The organism is Tsukamurella tyrosinosolvens, from assembly GCF_900104775.1.
Lineage (GTDB): Bacteria > Actinomycetota > Actinomycetes > Mycobacteriales > Mycobacteriaceae > Tsukamurella > Tsukamurella tyrosinosolvens.
In genome coordinates, this window is the sequence record NZ_FNSA01000003.1 from 3,208,485 (window position 1) to 3,224,157 (window position 15,673).

Annotated in this window: 17 protein-coding genes; 7 read left to right on the forward strand and 10 right to left on the reverse strand. The window is 70.5% G+C overall.

Features of this window, described 5'->3' with window-relative positions:
• Positions 1-618: 618 nt before the first annotated feature.
• The 7 genes from BLW32_RS17920 to BLW32_RS17950 are packed head-to-tail and all read right to left on the reverse strand — an operon-like array spanning position 619 to position 6,859.
• Positions 619-1,005: a metal-sulfur cluster assembly factor gene (locus BLW32_RS17920; RefSeq protein ID WP_068520706.1), complete on the reverse strand. Its 387-nt coding sequence runs from the start codon at positions 1,003-1,005 to the stop codon at positions 619-621.
• On the reverse strand, positions 1,002-1,460 hold the full coding sequence (gene sufU / locus BLW32_RS17925) for a Fe-S cluster assembly sulfur transfer protein SufU (RefSeq protein ID WP_068738986.1): 459 nt from the start codon (positions 1,458-1,460) through the stop codon (positions 1,002-1,004). Before sufU ends, BLW32_RS17920 begins: the two co-directional genes overlap by 4 nt.
• Entirely contained in the window at positions 1,460-2,731 is a 1,272-nt protein-coding gene (locus BLW32_RS17930) for a cysteine desulfurase (protein WP_068738988.1), read from the reverse strand. Before BLW32_RS17930 ends, sufU begins: the two co-directional genes overlap by 1 nt.
• Complete coding sequence (gene sufC, locus BLW32_RS17935; protein ID WP_068520712.1) at positions 2,728-3,498, reverse strand: Fe-S cluster assembly ATPase SufC; 771 nt, start codon at positions 3,496-3,498, stop codon at positions 2,728-2,730. The genes BLW32_RS17930 and sufC overlap by 4 nt, the downstream gene beginning before the upstream one ends.
• A gap of 18 nt (positions 3,499-3,516) precedes the next feature.
• Complete coding sequence (sufD, locus tag BLW32_RS17940) at positions 3,517-4,692, reverse strand: Fe-S cluster assembly protein SufD (protein WP_068520714.1); 1,176 nt, start codon at positions 4,690-4,692, stop codon at positions 3,517-3,519.
• A complete protein-coding gene (gene sufB, locus BLW32_RS17945; protein ID WP_068520717.1) occupies positions 4,692-6,122 on the reverse strand; it encodes a Fe-S cluster assembly protein SufB in 1,431 nt (476 codons plus the stop codon). Before sufB ends, sufD begins: the two co-directional genes overlap by 1 nt.
• The gene (locus tag BLW32_RS17950; protein WP_170181024.1) at positions 6,119-6,859 is read right to left on the reverse strand and encodes a helix-turn-helix transcriptional regulator; all 741 of its coding nucleotides are present in this window, start codon (positions 6,857-6,859) and stop codon (positions 6,119-6,121) included. Before BLW32_RS17950 ends, sufB begins: the two co-directional genes overlap by 4 nt.
• A gap of 64 nt (positions 6,860-6,923) precedes the next feature.
• Between BLW32_RS17950 and mptB the strand changes: the two genes are divergently transcribed.
• The 5 genes from mptB to BLW32_RS17975 are packed head-to-tail and all read left to right on the forward strand — an operon-like array spanning position 6,924 to position 11,756.
• Entirely contained in the window at positions 6,924-8,720 is a 1,797-nt protein-coding gene (mptB, locus tag BLW32_RS17955; protein ID WP_068520723.1) for a polyprenol phosphomannose-dependent alpha 1,6 mannosyltransferase MptB, read from the forward strand.
• 6 nt (positions 8,721-8,726) lie between these two features.
• A complete protein-coding gene (locus BLW32_RS17960; protein WP_068520725.1) occupies positions 8,727-9,659 on the forward strand; it encodes an ABC transporter ATP-binding protein in 933 nt (310 codons plus the stop codon).
• A gap of 1 nt (position 9,660) precedes the next feature.
• Entirely contained in the window at positions 9,661-10,446 is a 786-nt protein-coding gene (locus BLW32_RS17965) for an ABC transporter permease (protein WP_068738990.1), read from the forward strand.
• Between the two features lie 39 nt (positions 10,447-10,485).
• Complete coding sequence (locus BLW32_RS17970) at positions 10,486-11,466, forward strand: COX15/CtaA family protein (RefSeq protein WP_175546301.1); 981 nt, start codon at positions 10,486-10,488, stop codon at positions 11,464-11,466.
• Positions 11,463-11,756, forward strand: a complete 294-nt coding sequence (locus tag BLW32_RS17975; RefSeq protein ID WP_068520730.1) for a hypothetical protein — start codon at positions 11,463-11,465, stop codon at positions 11,754-11,756. Before BLW32_RS17970 ends, BLW32_RS17975 begins: the two co-directional genes overlap by 4 nt.
• A 31-nt stretch (positions 11,757-11,787) precedes the next feature.
• On the opposite strand, the gene BLW32_RS17980 is transcribed toward BLW32_RS17975, so the two are convergent.
• On the reverse strand, positions 11,788-12,357 hold the full coding sequence (locus tag BLW32_RS17980; protein ID WP_068738992.1) for a dihydrofolate reductase family protein: 570 nt from the start codon (positions 12,355-12,357) through the stop codon (positions 11,788-11,790).
• A gap of 88 nt (positions 12,358-12,445) precedes the next feature.
• On the opposite strand from BLW32_RS17980, the gene BLW32_RS17985 reads away from it, so the two are divergent.
• Positions 12,446-13,411, forward strand: coding sequence for a quinone oxidoreductase family protein (locus BLW32_RS17985; protein WP_068738994.1), 966 nt, complete (start codon positions 12,446-12,448; stop codon positions 13,409-13,411).
• A 74-nt stretch (positions 13,412-13,485) separates the two neighbouring features.
• On the forward strand, positions 13,486-14,061 hold the full coding sequence (locus BLW32_RS17990) for a TetR/AcrR family transcriptional regulator (RefSeq protein WP_068738996.1): 576 nt from the start codon (positions 13,486-13,488) through the stop codon (positions 14,059-14,061).
• Here the strand turns inward: BLW32_RS17990 and BLW32_RS17995 are convergent, their stop codons facing one another.
• A complete protein-coding gene (locus BLW32_RS17995; protein WP_068738998.1) occupies positions 14,062-14,691 on the reverse strand; it encodes a maleylpyruvate isomerase family mycothiol-dependent enzyme in 630 nt (209 codons plus the stop codon).
• Positions 14,691-15,671: a heme o synthase gene (locus tag BLW32_RS18000; protein WP_068520740.1), complete on the reverse strand. Its 981-nt coding sequence runs from the start codon at positions 15,669-15,671 to the stop codon at positions 14,691-14,693. The genes BLW32_RS17995 and BLW32_RS18000 overlap by 1 nt, the downstream gene beginning before the upstream one ends.
• Positions 15,672-15,673: the final 2 nt, after the last annotated feature.

Sequence of the window (15,673 nt, forward strand, 5' to 3'; positions counted from 1 at the left end):
CTCACGTCGATCCGCCGTCGCCGTCCTGCGGGAAGCACGTGGCCAGGTAGGCGCGGGGCTGGTAGACCGTGCTCGCAAGCTAGGACCGGAGTGCGTCGACCTTCGCGATCACCAGATCCCCGTCCAACATGGCCGTCCGAAAACCCTGCCTGCAATCGACGTGATTCGAACTAGGTCTGCACTCGTCGTCGCACAGTGTGCCGCAGTCACCCCGTCATCACAGCCAGCCGGAACCCCTGCAGACAATCCCCCATGGCGGCATCCAGATCGTAGTTCTGAAGTACCTGCCAGTGGCCCACAGCACCCCGATCACCCTCTGTAACCTCGACTTCTACGACGCTTTCGTGCAATCGCGCCAATCACACAGCACCCGCCATCGCCCGCCCGGTACCCACCGCACCAGCTTCGCGGGCGTGGGCGGACCAGATTCCGCACAAAACTACGCACAGCTGGAGGAAAACAGAGCATTCGACCGCTCAGGAATGCCTCGCGGACGCGGCGAGCAATCGTGTTTCACCCTCGAAGCAGTCGCGTACTTGAACCATTGCGCGACTACGCCGACCGGCACAAAACTGCCGCCTGGACTGCGGTTATGCAGTTCATGCGGCCAGGTATTCGTCAGACGGTGAAGCCGAGCGCCCTCAGTTGCTCGCGGCCGTCGTCGGTGATCTTGTCGGGGCCCCACGGGGGCATCCAGACCCAGTTGATCTTGGCGTCGGTCGCCAGGCCGGACGAGACGAGCGCGGCGCGGGTCTGGTCCTCGATCACGTCCTGCAGGGGGCATGCGGCCGAGGTGAGGGTCATGTCGATGAGGACCGCGGCGTCGTCGTCGACCTTGAGGTCGTAGACGAGGCCCAGGTCGACCACGTTGATGCCCAGCTCGGGGTCGACCACGTCGCGCATGGCCTCCTCGACGTCGAACAGGGTGGGCAGGTTCAGCGGGTTGTCGCCGGCCTGCGCCGGGTCGGCCGCGGTACCGGCGGCCTCAGCAGCGTTCTCGCTCATGCCGTCTTCTCCTCCGAGTCGATGATCTGGGACAGCGCGTCCTTGAACGCCATCCAGCCGAGCAATGCGCACTTCACGCGCGCGGGGTACTTCGAGACACCGGCGAAGGCGATGCCGTCGCCGATGAGGTCCTCGTCGCCCTCGACCTGGCCCCGGGACTGCAGCATCTCCGTGTAGGACTGCAGCATCTTCAGGGCCTCACCGACGGGCTCGCCGATCACCTGGTCGGTGAGGACCGAGGTGGAGGCCTGGGAGATCGAGCAGCCCTGGCCGTCGTACGAGACGTCGACGACGGTCTCCCGGTCGTCGGACAGGTGCACCCGCAGGGTCACCTCGTCGCCGCACGTGGGGTTGACGTGGTGGACCTCGGCCTCGAAGGGCTCGCGCAGCCCGCGGGCGTGCGGGTGCTTGTAGTGGTCCAGGATCACGTCCTGATACATCTGCTCCATGCGCATCAGATCACCCCGAAGAACTTCTGGGCCTTGACGATCGCGTCCGCGAGCACGTCCACCTCGGCGGGCGTGTTGTAGACGCCGAAGGACGCGCGGGCCGTCGCGGCCACGCCGAACCGGCGGTGCAGCGGCCACGCGCAGTGGTGGCCCACGCGGATGGCGACGCCCTCGTCGTCGAGCACCTGCCCGAGGTCGTGCGCGTGGATGCCGTCGACCACGAAGGAGACGGCGCTCCCCCGGTCCCGGTTCTCGGTCGGGCCGACGATCCGCAGGCCTTCGATGGCGTCGAGCCGGTCGAGCGCGGCGCCCACGAGCGCGTGCTCGTGCGCGGCGACGTCGGCCATACCGAGGGCGCCGAGGTACTTCACGGCGGCACCGAGGCCCACGACCTGCGAGGTCATCGGCACGCCCGCCTCGAAGCGCTGCGGCGGAGCGGCGTAGGTCGAGCCCTCCATGGTGACGGTCTCGATCATCGAGCCGCCGGTGATGAAGGGCGGCAGCTGCGCGAGCAGCTCGCGCTTGCCGTACAGCACGCCGACGCCGGACGGGCCGTACATCTTGTGGCCCGAGAAGGCCGCGAAGTCCACGTCGAGGTCGGCGAAGTCGACGGGGCTGTGCGGCACCGACTGGCACGCGTCGAGCACCACGAGGGCGCCGACCGCGCGCGCCCGCGCCACCAGCTCCGGCACCGGCGCGATCGCGCCGGTCACGTTGGACGCGTGCGTGAACGCGACGATCTTCACCGAATCATCGAGCTCCAGCGAGTCGAGGTCGATGCGACCCTCGTCGGTGACGCTGTACCACTTGAGCGTGGCGCCGGTGCGACGGCACAGCTCCTGCCAGGGCACGAGGTTCGCGTGGTGCTCCAGTTCGGTGACGACGACGGTGTCGCCCTCGCGCAGGCGATGCCCGCCGAGGACGGCGGCCGAGCGGTCGTCGCCGAGCGTGTACGCCACCAGGTTCAGCGACTCGGTCGCATTCTTGGTGAACACCAGCTCGTCCGGCGAGACCCGCACGAACTCCGCGATCGCCGCGCGCGCGTCCTCGTAGGCGTCGGTCGCCTCCTCCGCCAGCTGGTGCGCGCCGCGGTGCACGGCGGCGTTGTGCGTGGTGAGGAACTCCCACTCGGCGTCGAGGACCGGGCGCGGGCGCTGCGAGGTCGCGCCGGAATCCAGGTAGACCAGCGGCTTCTCGTCGCGGACCGAGCGGGACAGGATCGGGAAGTCGGCGCGGATCGCGTCGATGTCCAGGGCGGACTTCACCGAGGCGGTCATGCTCCGACGGCCTCGGTGAACTTCACGTAGCCGTTCTCCTCCAGCTCGTCGGCCAGCTCGGAGCCGCCCGACTCCACGATCCGGCCGTTCACGAAGACGTGCACGAACTCGGGGTGGATGTAGCGCAGGATGCGGGTGTAGTGCGTGATGAGCAGGACGCCGCCGTTCTCCCGCTCGGCGTAGCGGTTCACGCCCTCGGAGACGACGCGCAGGGCGTCGACGTCGAGGCCGGAGTCGGTCTCGTCGAGGATCGCGAACTTCGGCTTGAGCAGGCCCAGCTGGAGGATCTCGTGGCGCTTCTTCTCGCCGCCCGAGAAGCCCTCGTTGACCGAGCGCTCGCCGAACTGCGCGTCGATGGACAGCTCGCCCATCGCCTCCTTGACCTCCTTGACCCAGTGCCGCAGCTTGGGGGCCTCGCCGCGGACCGCGGTGGCGGCCGAGCGGAGGAAGTTCGACATCGAGACGCCGGGCACCTCGACGGGGTACTGCATGGCCAGGAACAGGCCGGCGCGGGCGCGCTCGTCGACGGTCATCGCGAGGACGTCCTCGCCGTCGAGGGTGATGGTGCCCTGGGTCACCTCGTACTTGGGGTGGCCGGCGATGGCGTAGCTCAGCGTGGACTTGCCGGAGCCGTTGGGGCCCATGATCGCGTGGGTCTCGCCCGAGTTGATCGTCAGGTCGACGCCCTTGAGGATCTGGATCGGCTCGGCGTTCTCGTCCGCCTGCACGACGTTGACGTGCAGGTCACGGATTTCCAGAGTGGACAAAATGATTCCCTATCAGTCTTAGACGCCGGCGGTGGCGAGTTCGTTCTCGATGGCTGCGGAGAGCCGCTCACGCAGCTCGGGGACGGAGATCCGGTCGATCAGCTCCTGGAAGAAGCCGCGCACGACCAGGCGGCGGGCCTCGTCCTCGGGGATGCCGCGCGAGCGCAGGTAGAACAGCTGCTCGTCGTCGAACCGGCCGGTGGCGCTGGCGTGGCCCGCGCCCTCGATCTCGCCGGTCTCGATCTCCAGGTTCGGCACCGAGTCGGCGCGGGCACCGTCGGTCAGGACCAGGTTGCGGTTGAGCTCGAAGGTGTCGGTGCCCTCGGCCTCGGCGCGGATCAGCACGTCGCCGACCCACACGGTGTGCGCGTCGGGCAGCTTCGAGGACGGATCGCCCTGCAGCGCGCCCTTGTAGACGACGTTCGACTTGCAGTTCGGCACCGAGTGGTCGACCAGCAGGCGCTGCTCGAGGTGCTGGCCGTCGTCGGCGAAGTAGAGGCCGAACAGTTCGGCGTTGCCGCCGGGGGCGTCGAACTGCACGCGCGGGGTCATGCGGACCAGTTCGCCGCCGAGCTGCACCGCGAAGTGCCGGACGTGGGCGTCGCGGCCCACGCGCACGTGGTGCTGGGTGACCCACACGGCGTCGTCGGCGAAGTCCTGCGCGTCGATGATCTGCAGCGCGGCACCGTCGCCGAGGATGATCTCGATGTTCTCGGCGACCGTGCCCGAGCCGGTGTGGTCGAGCACGACCACGGCGCGGGCGTGCCGCTCGAGCCGCACCTGGATGTGCGTGAAGGCGGTCTTCCCCTCGCCCGGCCCGGCGATGCGGACGAACACCGGCTCCGCGACCTCGGCCTCCTTGGCGACGGTCAGCACGAAGGCCTCCGTCATGGAGGTGAAGGCCTGCGCCGCGACCCGGTCGAAGGGCGTGCCGCCCTGGCCGAGTCGCTCGTCGCCCTTGGCGACGGTCTCGAAGCTCACGCCCTCCGGCGTCGCGTCGACGGTGGCGGTCACGGCACCGTCGGCCTGCGCGGACCCGTCGTGCAGGCCCCTGAGGCGGCGCAGCGGCGTGAACCGCCACGCCTCGTCGCGGTGGCTGGGGACCTCGAAGGCGGCCGCGTCGAAGGACGTGAACAGCTCGCCCTTGTTGGCGACGGGGTGGGCCTCGACGGCCTCGTTGAGAGTGTTGCTCACTAGCCCACGGACCCTTCCATCTGCAGTTCGATCAGGCGGTTCAGCTCGAGCGCGTACTCCATCGGCAGCTCCTTGGCGATGGGCTCGACGAAGCCGCGCACCACCATGGCCATGGCCTCGTCCTCCGTGAGGCCGCGGCTCATCAGGTAGAAGAGCTGGTCGTCGGAGACCTTCGAGACGGTGGCCTCGTGGCCCATCGTCACGTCGTCCTCACGGATGTCGACGTACGGGTAGGTGTCCGAGCGGGAGATCGTGTCGACCAGCAGCGCGTCGCACTTCACGGTGGACTTGCTGCCGTGCGCGCCCTTGTTGATCTGGATCAGGCCGCGGTAGCTCGCCCGGCCGCCGCCGCGGGCGACCGACTTGCTGACGATGTTGCTCGACGTGTTCGGCGCGAAGTGCACCATCTTCGAGCCGGTGTCCTGGTGCTGGCCCTCGCCGGCGAACGCCACGGAGAGCACCTCGCCCTTGGCGTGCTCGCCCATCATCCACACGGCCGGGTACTTCATGGTGACCTTGGAGCCGATGTTGCCGTCGATCCACTCCATGGTGGCGCCGGCCTCGGCCTTGGCCCGCTTGGTGACCAGGTTGTAGACGTTGTTCGACCAGTTCTGGATGGTCGTGTAGCGGCAGCGGCCGCCCTTCTTGACGACGATCTCGACGACCGCGGAGTGCAGCGAATCCGACTTGTAGATCGGCGCGGTGCAGCCCTCCACGTAGTGCACGTAGGCGTCCTCGTCGACGATGATCAGGGTGCGCTCGAACTGGCCCATGTTCTCGGTGTTGATCCGGAAGTAGGCCTGCAGCGGGATGTCCACGTGGACGCCCTTGGGCACGTAGATGAACGAGCCGCCCGACCACACGGCGGTGTTCAGCGCCGAGAACTTGTTGTCGCCCGCGGGGATCACCGAGCCGAAGTACTCCTCGAAGAGCTCCGGGTGCTCACGCAGACCGGTGTCGGTGTCCATGAAGATGACACCCTTCTCCTCCAGGTCGGCGCGGATCGAGTGGTAGACCACCTCGGACTCGTACTGCGCGGCGACGCCGGCGACGAGGCGCTGCTTCTCCGCCTCGGGGATGCCGAGCTTGTCGTACGTGTTCTTGATGTCCTCGGGCAGGTCCTCCCAGGACTCGGCCTGCTTCTCGGAGGAGCGCACGAAGTACTTGATGTTGTCGAAGTCGATGCCGTCGAGGTCGCTGCCCCAGGAGGGCATCGGCTTCTTCTCGAAGATGCTGAGGGCCTTGAGGCGCTGCTGCAGCATCCACTCGGACTCGTTCTTCTTCGCAGAGATGTCCGCGACCACGGCCTCGGAGAGTCCGCGCTGGGCCGACGCGCCGGCGGCGTCGGAGTCGTGCCAGCCGTAGCCGTAGGTGCCCAGGGAGGCGATGGTCTCCTCCTGGGACAGCGGGCCGTTCTCGACCGTTGTCATCGAAGCTCCTTAGCGGGTTGCTCGCGGACCACGCGCTCAAGAGGCACGTGGGTGGTGCATGCGCGGTCACCATTGGCGATGGTGGCCAAACGCTGTACATGAGTTCCCAACGCCTGTTCGATCGCCGAAATTTCGGCCTCGCACAGTTCGGGGAATTCGGATGCGACCTCCGACACCGGGCAGTGGTGTTGGCAGATCTGGACGCCGTTGCCCACTTCTCGGGCATCGGCGGAGAATCCGGCGTCCGAGAGCGACGCCGCGATCCTACGGGCACCGTCCACCGGGTCCGCGGACTCGGTGGGGCTGATGGTGCCGATGGCCTGCTCGGCCCGGCGCCGCGCGAAGGTGCGCACCGCCTCCTCGCCGCCGACCTCGCGCAGGGCGCGGAGGGCGTCGACCGCCAGGGCGTCGTAGCCCTGGCCGAGGCGCCGCCGCCCGGAGGGCGTGAGCAGGAACTCCTTCGCAGGACGTCCCCGCCCCCGGCCGCCCAGGCCCGACGGTGGCGCGACCGTCACGTCGCCCGCCTCGAGCAGATTGTCGAGGTGGCGGCGCACGGCGGTCGTCGTGATACCCAGGGCCTCGCCGATATCGGCCGCGGTGGCCTGGCCCCGGTTCATGAGCAGCCCGACCACGGCGTCACGGGTGTCCCCGTCACGCTGGGCCGATGAGGCGTGCGCCTCGTGCTGCTCGTATTTCACAACACGATTGTTTCCTAATTCGCCCAGCACTTCCAGCAAGGTCAGGCTAAGCTCAGCGCCTACCGCCCACGCCCGGCCACGGGCACGGTCTACTCTTGCGGACGTGCGCGCAACCCCTTCTCTCCCCGCTCCCGTGCGCACGTTCGCGGATTACCTCGGCCTGACCAAGCCCGGAGGGGCACCGTCGGGCATCGCAGCGAACGGCCCCGGCGGCACGGTGAACCGCCTGCACTCCGACGAGCAGCAGTACCCGGACCTCAACGCGCAGGAGAAGCGGACGGTCCGGACCATCGCGACCTTCGGCGGCGTCGGCGCCGTGCTCATCGCCTTCGGCGCGCTGGGCGTGGGCTCGTTCCCCGTGGTGCAGAACCCGATCGCCGGGCGGCGGCTGATCGGCCTCATGTTCCGCATGCAGTCCACGGCCCTCACGGTGACCATGGTCGGCACGGCGATGCTGATGATCGCGTGGGTGCTGCTGCGCAGGTACACCATCGGTTACCTGAATCCGAACGCGCACGCCGAGCCCGCGCCGCCGCGCCGGCTGACCCGCCGCGGCTTCGACCGGATCCTCGCCCTGTGGGTGCTGCCCTTCCTGTTCGCGCCGCCGATGTTCAGCAAGGACGTCTACTCGTACCTCGCGCAATCGGAGATCACCGCACGCGGGCTGGATCCGTACAAGATCGGGCCGGCCGCGGCGCTGGGCATCGACCACGTCTTCACCCGCTCGGTGCCGAACATCTGGCGCGACACCCCGGCCCCGTACGGCCCCCTCTTCCTCTACCTCGGCCGCGGCATCACGTGGCTGACCGGCGAGAACGTCGTCGCCGGCGTAGTGCTGCACCGCGTGCTCGCCCTCGCGGGCGTGGCGATGATCGTGTGGGCTCTGCCGCGGCTCGCGCGCCGCTGCGGCGTGAACGAGGTCGCCGCGCTGTGGCTGGGCGCCGCGAACCCGCTGGTCATCTTCCATCTCATCGCGGGTATCCACAACGAGGCGCTCATGCTCGGCATGATGCTCGTCGGCATGGAGTGGGCGCTGCGCGCCATCGACTCCGGACTCCCCTTCCTCGACGGCTTCGCCCCCACCGGAGCGGGCGGCCTGCTGACCGCGGGCGCCGCGATGATCGCCCTGTCCGGCCTGATCAAGATCACGTCCGTGCTCGCGCTCGGCTTTATCGGCATGGCCCTCGCGCGACGCCTCGGCGGCAGTTTCCCCAACATCGGCGGACGGCTGCGCGACTGGCGCACCGCCCTGGCCGAGTGGAGACCGAACGCGGGCCGCACCCTCGTCGCGCTCGCGACCTCCGCGGGCTTCCTCGTGGTCGTGCTGGTCGTCGTCGTGGTCGCGGTCTGCCAGACGACGGGCCTCGGCTACGGCTGGCTCGACGCCGGCACCCTCGGCACCGCCAACAAGGTCCGCTCCTGGCTCTCCATCCCGACGGTGCTGGGCCTCGGGACCGGGCAGGTCGGGGTGCTCCTGGGCCTCGGCGACCACACCACGGCGATCCTCGCGATCACCCGGCCGATCGCGGCCGCCCTCGCCGCCGTGATCGTGCTGCGCATGCTCATCGCCACCCTGTCGGGGCGGATCCACCCCGTCGGGTCGCTCGGCATCTCGATGGCGGCGCTGGTGCTGCTGTTCCCCGTCGTGCAGCCCTGGTACCTGCTGTGGGCGATCGTGCCGCTCGCCGCGTGGGCCACCGCGCCCGGCTTCCGCCTGGCGGCGGTCATCGTCTCCAGCGTGATCTCCGTGATGCTCATGCCCAACGGCGGCGAGATCGAGCCCTACGTGATCGCCAAGGCGGGGATGTCGACGGTCGTCATCGTCGCGCTCGCCGTCTACCTGGCCTTCGAGCTGCCGCGCCACCGCGAACGGCGCCGCCGGCGCGGCCGAGTAGTCTGACTTCCCGTGCCCGCACTGTCCGCGACCTCCGTCACCAAGCGATTCGGCGACGTCGTCGCCGTCGACGGGCTCGATCTCACCGTGGAGCGCGGCAGCGTTCTCGCCCTGCTCGGGCCCAACGGCGCCGGCAAGACCACCACCGTCGAGATGTGCGAGGGCTTCGGCTCCCCCGATTCCGGCAGCATCGAGGTCCTCGGCCTCGACCCGGTGGCGGACGCCGCCCGCCTCAAGCCCCGGATCGGCGTCATGCTGCAGGGCGGCGGCGCCTACCCCGGCGCCAAGACCGGCGAGATGCTGCGCCTCGTGGCCGCGTACGCCGCGAACCCCCACGACCCCGACTGGCTGCTCTCCACGCTGGGCCTGACCGACGTGGTGAACGTCAGCTACCGCCGGCTCTCCGGCGGCCAGCAGCAGCGGCTGTCCCTCGCGTGCGCGCTCGTCGGCCGCCCCGAGCTGGTCTTCCTCGACGAGCCCACCGCGGGTCTCGACGCCCAGGCGCGGCTGCTCGTCTGGGACCTCGTCGCCGCGCTGCGCCACGACGGCGTCACCGTCCTGCTCACCACCCACCTGCTCGACGAGGCGGAGGCGCTCGCCGACCGCGTCGTCATCATGGACCGCGGCCGCGCGGTGGCCGACGGCACGCCCGAGGAACTCACGCGCCACGGCGCGGAGCACGAGCTGCGGGTGACCGCACCGTCGGGCCTGGACCCCGCGGCCCTGGCCGCCCGGCTGGGCACCGGCTTCACGGCGACGGTCGACGCGACGGACGCGCACGGCTCCGTCTACGTGGTGCGCGGCGCCGAGGTGACCCCCGCGGTGATCGCCGACGCGACGGCGCACTTCGCCGCGCAGGGCGCCCTGCTGACGGACCTGCGGGTGGGAACGCGGACCCTGCAGGACGTCTTCCTGGACCTGACCGGCCGCGACCTGAGGGGATGACGTGACCCGAACCGAGCCCCGATTCGCCCCCGGCACCTTCCTGCCGAATCCCGAGGCCGCGCGCCCGACCGCGATGCTCGCGGCGCAGACGCGCATGGAGCTCACGCTCCTGCTGCGCAACGGCGAGCAGCTGCTGCTCACCATGTTCATCCCGATCGCGCTGCTCGTCGGCTTCGCCGTGCTGCCGATCGGCGGGGACGCCACCCGCATCGACTCCCTGGTCCCGGCCGTGATGGCCGTGGCGGTGATGTCGACCGCGTTCACCGGCCAGGCCATCGCCGTGGGCTTCGACCGGCGCTACGGCGCGCTCAAGCGGCTCGGCGCCACGCCGCTGCCGCGCTGGGGCGTCATCGGCGGCAAGACCCTCGCCGTGGTGATCGTGGTGATCCTGCAGGCGGTGATCCTCGGCGGGATCGGCCTCGCGCTGGGGTGGCGGCCGGAGCCCGTCGGGCTGGCGCTGTGGGTGCCGATCCTCGCGCTGGGCGTCTTCGCCTTCGCCTCGCTGGGCCTCCTGCTGGGCGGCACGCTCAAGGCCGAGGTCGTGCTCGCGCTGGCGAACCTGCTGTGGTTCGTCATGGGCGCGATCGCCTCGCTCGTCGTCGTGCGCGAGCACGTTCCGGACGTGGTGCTCGTGCTCGCGCGGCTGTCCCCGTCGGGCGCGCTGACCGAGGCACTGACCCGCGCGACGACGCTCGGCGCCGTCGACTGGTTCGGCCTGGCGGTGCTCGCCGCGTGGGGCGTCGTCGGCTCCGCTCTCGCCGTCCGACTGTTCCGGTTCACCGGTTAACCACTACAGGCCGTAGTAGCCGCGGGGCACCCACGTACGATGATCGGCGTGTACCAGCTCTTCCTGCGCCTCGTCGACCGCCTGCCGCTTCCCAGCGTGAAGGCGCAGCAGCGGTTCGCGCTCGCCGCGCTACTCTCGCAGGCGCTGATCGCCGTCACCGGATCGGTCGTGCGCGTGACCGGCTCCGGACTGGGCTGCCCCACCTGGCCCAAGTGCTTCGACGATTCCCTGCTGCCGATCCCTCAGGACGAGGTCCCGTGGTGGCACCAGGCCATCGAGTTCGGCAACCGGCAGATCGCGGTGTGGATCGTGGTGACCACGTCGATCGCGATCGTGCTCGCCGTGACCCGCGCCCGGCGCCGCCGCGAGATCCTGGTCTACGCCTGGATCCTGCCGTTCTCGACCTTCGCCCAGGGCATCCTCGGCGGCGTCACCGTCCTCACGGGCCTGCGCTGGTGGGTCGTCGGCGCACACATGCTGGTCTCCTGCGCGATGGTGTGGATCGCGGCGACGCTGTACGCCAAGGTCGGTGAACCCGACGACGGCGTCGAGATCGAAGCCGCACCCGCGGGCGCCCGGCGGCTCGTCGCGCTCTCCGCGGTCGTCATGGCCTTCGTGCTCGCGGCGGGCGTCGTGGTCACCGCCGCCGGCCCGCACGCGGGCGACCGCACCAATCCGAAGGCGATCGACCGGCTCGACCTGTCCATCCCCGCCCTGTCGCTGACGCACGGCCTGCTGGTCGCGGCGTACGTCGCGATCCTGGTGTGGGTCGCGGTGCTCGTGGTCCGCGGACCGTCGAGCGAGGCCGTCCGGCGGCGGCTGAAGATCGTCTTCGCGGTGGTCGCCGCGCAGTCGCTCATCGGCGTCGTCCAGTACTTCACCGGTGTCCCCGCACTCCTCGTCGTGCTGCACGTGGCGGGCGCGATGTCGGTGATCGCCGAGACCGCGATCCTGTACCGCCTGATGCGGGCGCGGGTGCTGCGCGCCTCCGACGTCCCGACCGATAAGGTGGCGGCATGACTGAGCAGGCCCCCGGCAACGTCGTCTCCCGCCTGAAGCGCTTCGCCGCGCAGCACGACGGGGCGACCGCCGTGCTGCAGAACATGGGCGAGGAGGGCGTGCGCATCACCCTCGTCGGCGGCGACGGGATCATGGGCGACCAGATCGTCGCGAACCCCGCGCAGGCGAAGGACGCCGCCGAGAAGGCCGGCCTCGACACCTCCGAGTGGGACCGCGAGCTGGTCAGCAAGGCCACCACGGAGCCCGGCCACCACGAGCGGATGGCCGGCTACCGGGCGGCGTCCCGCTAGTACTCGCCCGGTACGGTCCGCCGAGCGCGACTCAGGCGCGCTCGTACTGCGCCAGGATCACGCCGATGTCGAACGCGCGGTGCGAGACCAGCTTCCACTGCTGCGGTGCGAAGCCGCCCGCGAAGAGCGGGACGCCGTCGCCCGCGGTCACGGGGTAGATCTTCAGCGCCAGCCGGTCGACCTCGGGTGCGAGCGTCGCGGCGAGCTTCCCGCCACCGCACAGCCAGATGTCGCCGCCGTCCTCCTGCTTGAGCGCCCGCATGTGCGCGACGGGGTCCTCGGCGATCACCTCGACCTCCGGGAAGTCCGCGGCGTCCAGCGACCGCGAGTAGACGATCGTGCGCAGGTGCGAGTACGGGTCGTTCACGCCCACATCGGCGCCGATCCGGTACGTCGTGGTCCCCATGACGACGGTGTCCCACTTCGTCAGCGGCGGCGTGATGCCGAGCGCCTCGTGCAGGCCCGTCGGCAGGCCGTCGCCCCACTCCTCGTTCATCTGCCGCGAGTACTCCTCGTCGACGGGGTAGAAGTCGTACTGGCCCTCGGGGCCGGCGATCCGGCCGTCGAGCGAGACGGCGACGTAGTACACGAGTGAACGCAAGCGAGGACTCCTCGGTCGACGGGATGTACGCAGGCCGGATTCTGCAGCCCCGTCGACCCTGCCACACCGCGTGCGGTAGAGATGAGTCATGCGCGCGATCACGGTGACAGAACACGGCGGCCCGGAAGTCCTGACCTACGGCGAGGCGCCGGATCCGGTGCCCGGCCCCGGTCAGGTGCTGGTCCGCACCAGCGCCATCGGCGTGAACTTCATCGACACCTACTTCCGCGAGGGCATGTATCCCACGGCGCTGCCGTACATCCCGGGCAGCGAGGGCTCCGGCACCGTCGTCGCGCTCGGCGAGGGCGTCACGCACCGCGCCGTGGGCGACGTGGTCGCCTGGTGCGAGGGTCCGGGCTCGTACGCCGAGCTCGTCGCGGTGCCGGCGGACCGCACCGTCGTGGTGCCCGACGGGGTCGCGCCCGAGGTCGCGGCGTCGGTCCTGCTGCAGGGCATGACGGCCCACTACCTGACGCACGACTCGCACCCGGTCCAGGCCGGAGACACCGTGCTCGTGCACGCCGGCGCGGGCGGCACGGGCCTGCTGGTGACGCAGATGGCGACCGCCCTCGGCGCGCGCGTGATCACGACGGTCTCGACCGACGAGAAGGAGCGCCTCTCGCGCGAGGCGGGCGCCTGGCAGGTGCTGCGCTACGACGAGGACGTCGCGGCCCGCGTGCGGGAGCTGACCGACGGCGCGGGCGTCGCCGCCGTGTACGACGGCGTGGGCAAGGACACCTTCGAGGCGTCGCTGCTCGCGACGCGGCACAAGGGCATCGTCGTGCTGTTCGGCGCGGCATCCGGCCCGGTGCCGCCGTTCGACCTGCAGCGGCTCAACCCCCTGGGCTCGCTGTTCGTGCAGCGCCCCACGCTGGCGCACCACGTCGCCACCGCCGAGGACTTCGCCCGGCGCAGCGGGGCGGTGCTCGACGGCCTGCGCGACGGCTCGCTGCGGTTCACCGTCGGCGCGACGTACCCTCTGGCCGAGGCCGGCCGCGCGCACACGGACCTGCAGGCGCGCCGCACCACGGGTTCGGTGGCGCTCCTCCCCTGACGGCGCGGCCCGCGCGGGGCGACACCCGCGGCGGATGATGTGAGCAGTGTCAACACTCCTGTAGATTGATCGTCATGAGCACGACGTACCACCACGGCGACCTGCCCGGCGCGCTCGTCGGCGCGGCGGTCGAGATCCTCGACGAGGAGGGCGGCGCGACCGACCTCTCGCTCCGTGCCGTCGCCCGGCGGGCCGGGGTGTCCACGGCCGCGCCCTACCGCCACTTCCCCGACCGCGGCGCGCTGATCTCGGCCGTCGCGGCCGTCGGCTATCGCGAGCTGGCGGCAGCGCTCGCTGCGGCGTGCCCGGCCCCGTCGGGCCCGGACGACCTGGCCGACATCGCGATCGCCTACGTGGACTTCGCGCTGCAGCGCACCGGGCTCTTCCGCGCGATGTTCGCCGAGCCCTGCGGCACCGAACCCGAACGCGTCGAGGCCGTGGAGGCGATCAAGGGGTATCTGACGGGCCTCATCCAGCAGACGCTGCAGGGCGCCGCCGATTCCGAGGACACCGCCACGGCCGTCTGGGCGCTGGTGCACGGGCTGGCGTTCCTGCACCTCGACGGCAAGCTCGACGCCTCGTCGCCGGAGGAGGTGCACCGCCGCGTCCGCGCGACGGTGAAGGCGGCGCTGGGGATCGCGCCGGCCTGATCAGCGGGCGGCGAACTCCGCCAACCCCGGGCCACCGAGTTCGGCGAGGTAGTCGTCGCGGCCGGTCAGCGCCATGATCAGCGCGATGAGCGGGCCGGTCACCTCCGGCCCCGAGCCCACGTCGAAGGAACCGTCGACGGCGCGGAGCCGCAGGTCGCGGGCCCGGGTCGCCGACGGGAGCATCAGGTCCGAACCGGCGTAGAACCCGGCGACGCGCTCGAGCACCTCCGCCGGGTGGGCGCGGACGATGCCGAGCGGGCGCCGGATGTCCTCGCCGTGCACGACGATCTCCCCCAGCATGGCGCCGACGGGGATCGGCGCCTTGGTCCGGCTGGTCCGCACCGCGCGGAACTGCTCGAGGGTGTCCGCCGGACGGTCCCCCAGGCGCTTGGCCAGGCGTTGCGCGACGTTGGCGTCGAAGTCGAAGCGGTGACGGAGCACGCCCGCGAACCAGACGAGCGGATTGTCGGATGCCCCGGCGGTCAGATGAGCCAGGACCTCCCGCACCGTCAGCCCCGCGCAGAGCGACGGGGTGTCCCATCGCTCGTGCGCGAGGGCGGCGAGGTCCTCGGCGAGCGCGGCGCGCTCGGCGAAGATCAGGGGCCAGAGGTCGCGCTCGGAGGCGGCCATCAGTGACCGAGCAACTGCCAGACGGTGCTGTAGTTGAGGATCGAGTCCACCGAGAGCGCGCAGAACAGCACGGCGAGGTAGTTGTTCGACTGCAGGAAGACCTTGAGCGGCTTGATCTCCTGCCCCGCCTTGGTCTGCGCGTACAGCTTGTGCACCGCGTAGAGGAACCAGGCGCCGCACAGCGCGGCGGCGATCGCGTAGACCAGACCGGCGGCGGGGATCAGCACGAGCGTGGTGATGACGGTGGCCCAGGTGTACCAGACCATCTGTCGGGCGACGGTGGTCTCCGGCGCGACGACGGGCAGCATCGGCACGCCGGCGGCCTTGTAGTCCTCCTTGTAGCGCATGGCGAGCGCCCAGGTGTGCGGCGGCGTCCAGAAGAAGATCACCAGGAACAGCACGATCGCGGGCCACTCGATGGTGCCGGTCGCGGCCGCCCAGCCGACGAGGGTGGGCATGCAGCCAGCGGCGCCGCCCCAGACCACGTTCTGCGAGGTGCGCCGCTTGAGCAGCATCGTGTACACGAACAGGTAGAACGCGATCGTGACCAGCACCAGAACGGCCGCGAGCAGGTTCGCCATCACCGACAGCCACGCGAACGAGGCCGCAGCGAGGACCAGGCCGAAGATCAGCGCGTGCCGGACCGGCACGGCGTGCCGCGCGAGCGGGCGCCGCTCGGTGCGCTTCATCTTCTGATCGATGTCGGCGTCCGCGACCATGTTCAGCGTGTTCGCCGAGGCCGCGCCCAGCCAGCCGCCGAACAGCGTCGACAGGATGAGCGGCAGGTTCACGTGGCCGCGATCGGCCAGCAGCATCACCGGGATGGTGGCGACGAGGAGGAGCTCGATCACCTTCGGCTTGGTCAGCGCGATGTACGCGAGCACCGTCTGCCAGGCGCGTCCGGCGAAGGACGCGGGGACCGGCGCGGCCGCCGAGCGAGCGTCTGGGGTGTTCGTCCCGTGCCCGCCCTTGAAAACCATCT

What these genes read in the sequence shown, in the direction of transcription:
- BLW32_RS17990 (WP_068738996.1), top strand. Translation starts at nt 13,486, where the DNA reads ATGAGCACGACGTACCACCACGGCGACCTGCCCGGCGCGCTCGTCGGC.
- sufB (WP_068520717.1), bottom strand. Translation starts at nt 6,122, where the DNA reads ATGACAACGGTCGAGAACGGCCCGCTGTCCCAGGAGGAGACCATCGCC.
- BLW32_RS17920 (WP_068520706.1), bottom strand. Translation starts at nt 1,005, where the DNA reads ATGAGCGAGAACGCTGCTGAGGCCGCCGGTACCGCGGCCGACCCGGCG.
- BLW32_RS17995 (WP_068738998.1), bottom strand. Translation starts at nt 14,691, where the DNA reads ATGGCCGCCTCCGAGCGCGACCTCTGGCCCCTGATCTTCGCCGAGCGC.
- BLW32_RS17930 (WP_068738988.1), bottom strand. Translation starts at nt 2,731, where the DNA reads ATGACCGCCTCGGTGAAGTCCGCCCTGGACATCGACGCGATCCGCGCC.
- BLW32_RS18000 (WP_068520740.1), bottom strand. Translation starts at nt 15,671, where the DNA reads ATGGTTTTCAAGGGCGGGCACGGGACGAACACCCCAGACGCTCGCTCG.
- BLW32_RS17985 (WP_068738994.1), top strand. Translation starts at nt 12,446, where the DNA reads ATGCGCGCGATCACGGTGACAGAACACGGCGGCCCGGAAGTCCTGACC.
- BLW32_RS17975 (WP_068520730.1), top strand. Translation starts at nt 11,463, where the DNA reads ATGACTGAGCAGGCCCCCGGCAACGTCGTCTCCCGCCTGAAGCGCTTC.
- BLW32_RS17970 (WP_175546301.1), top strand. Translation starts at nt 10,486, where the DNA reads ATGATCGGCGTGTACCAGCTCTTCCTGCGCCTCGTCGACCGCCTGCCG.
- sufU (WP_068738986.1), bottom strand. Translation starts at nt 1,460, where the DNA reads ATGCGCATGGAGCAGATGTATCAGGACGTGATCCTGGACCACTACAAG.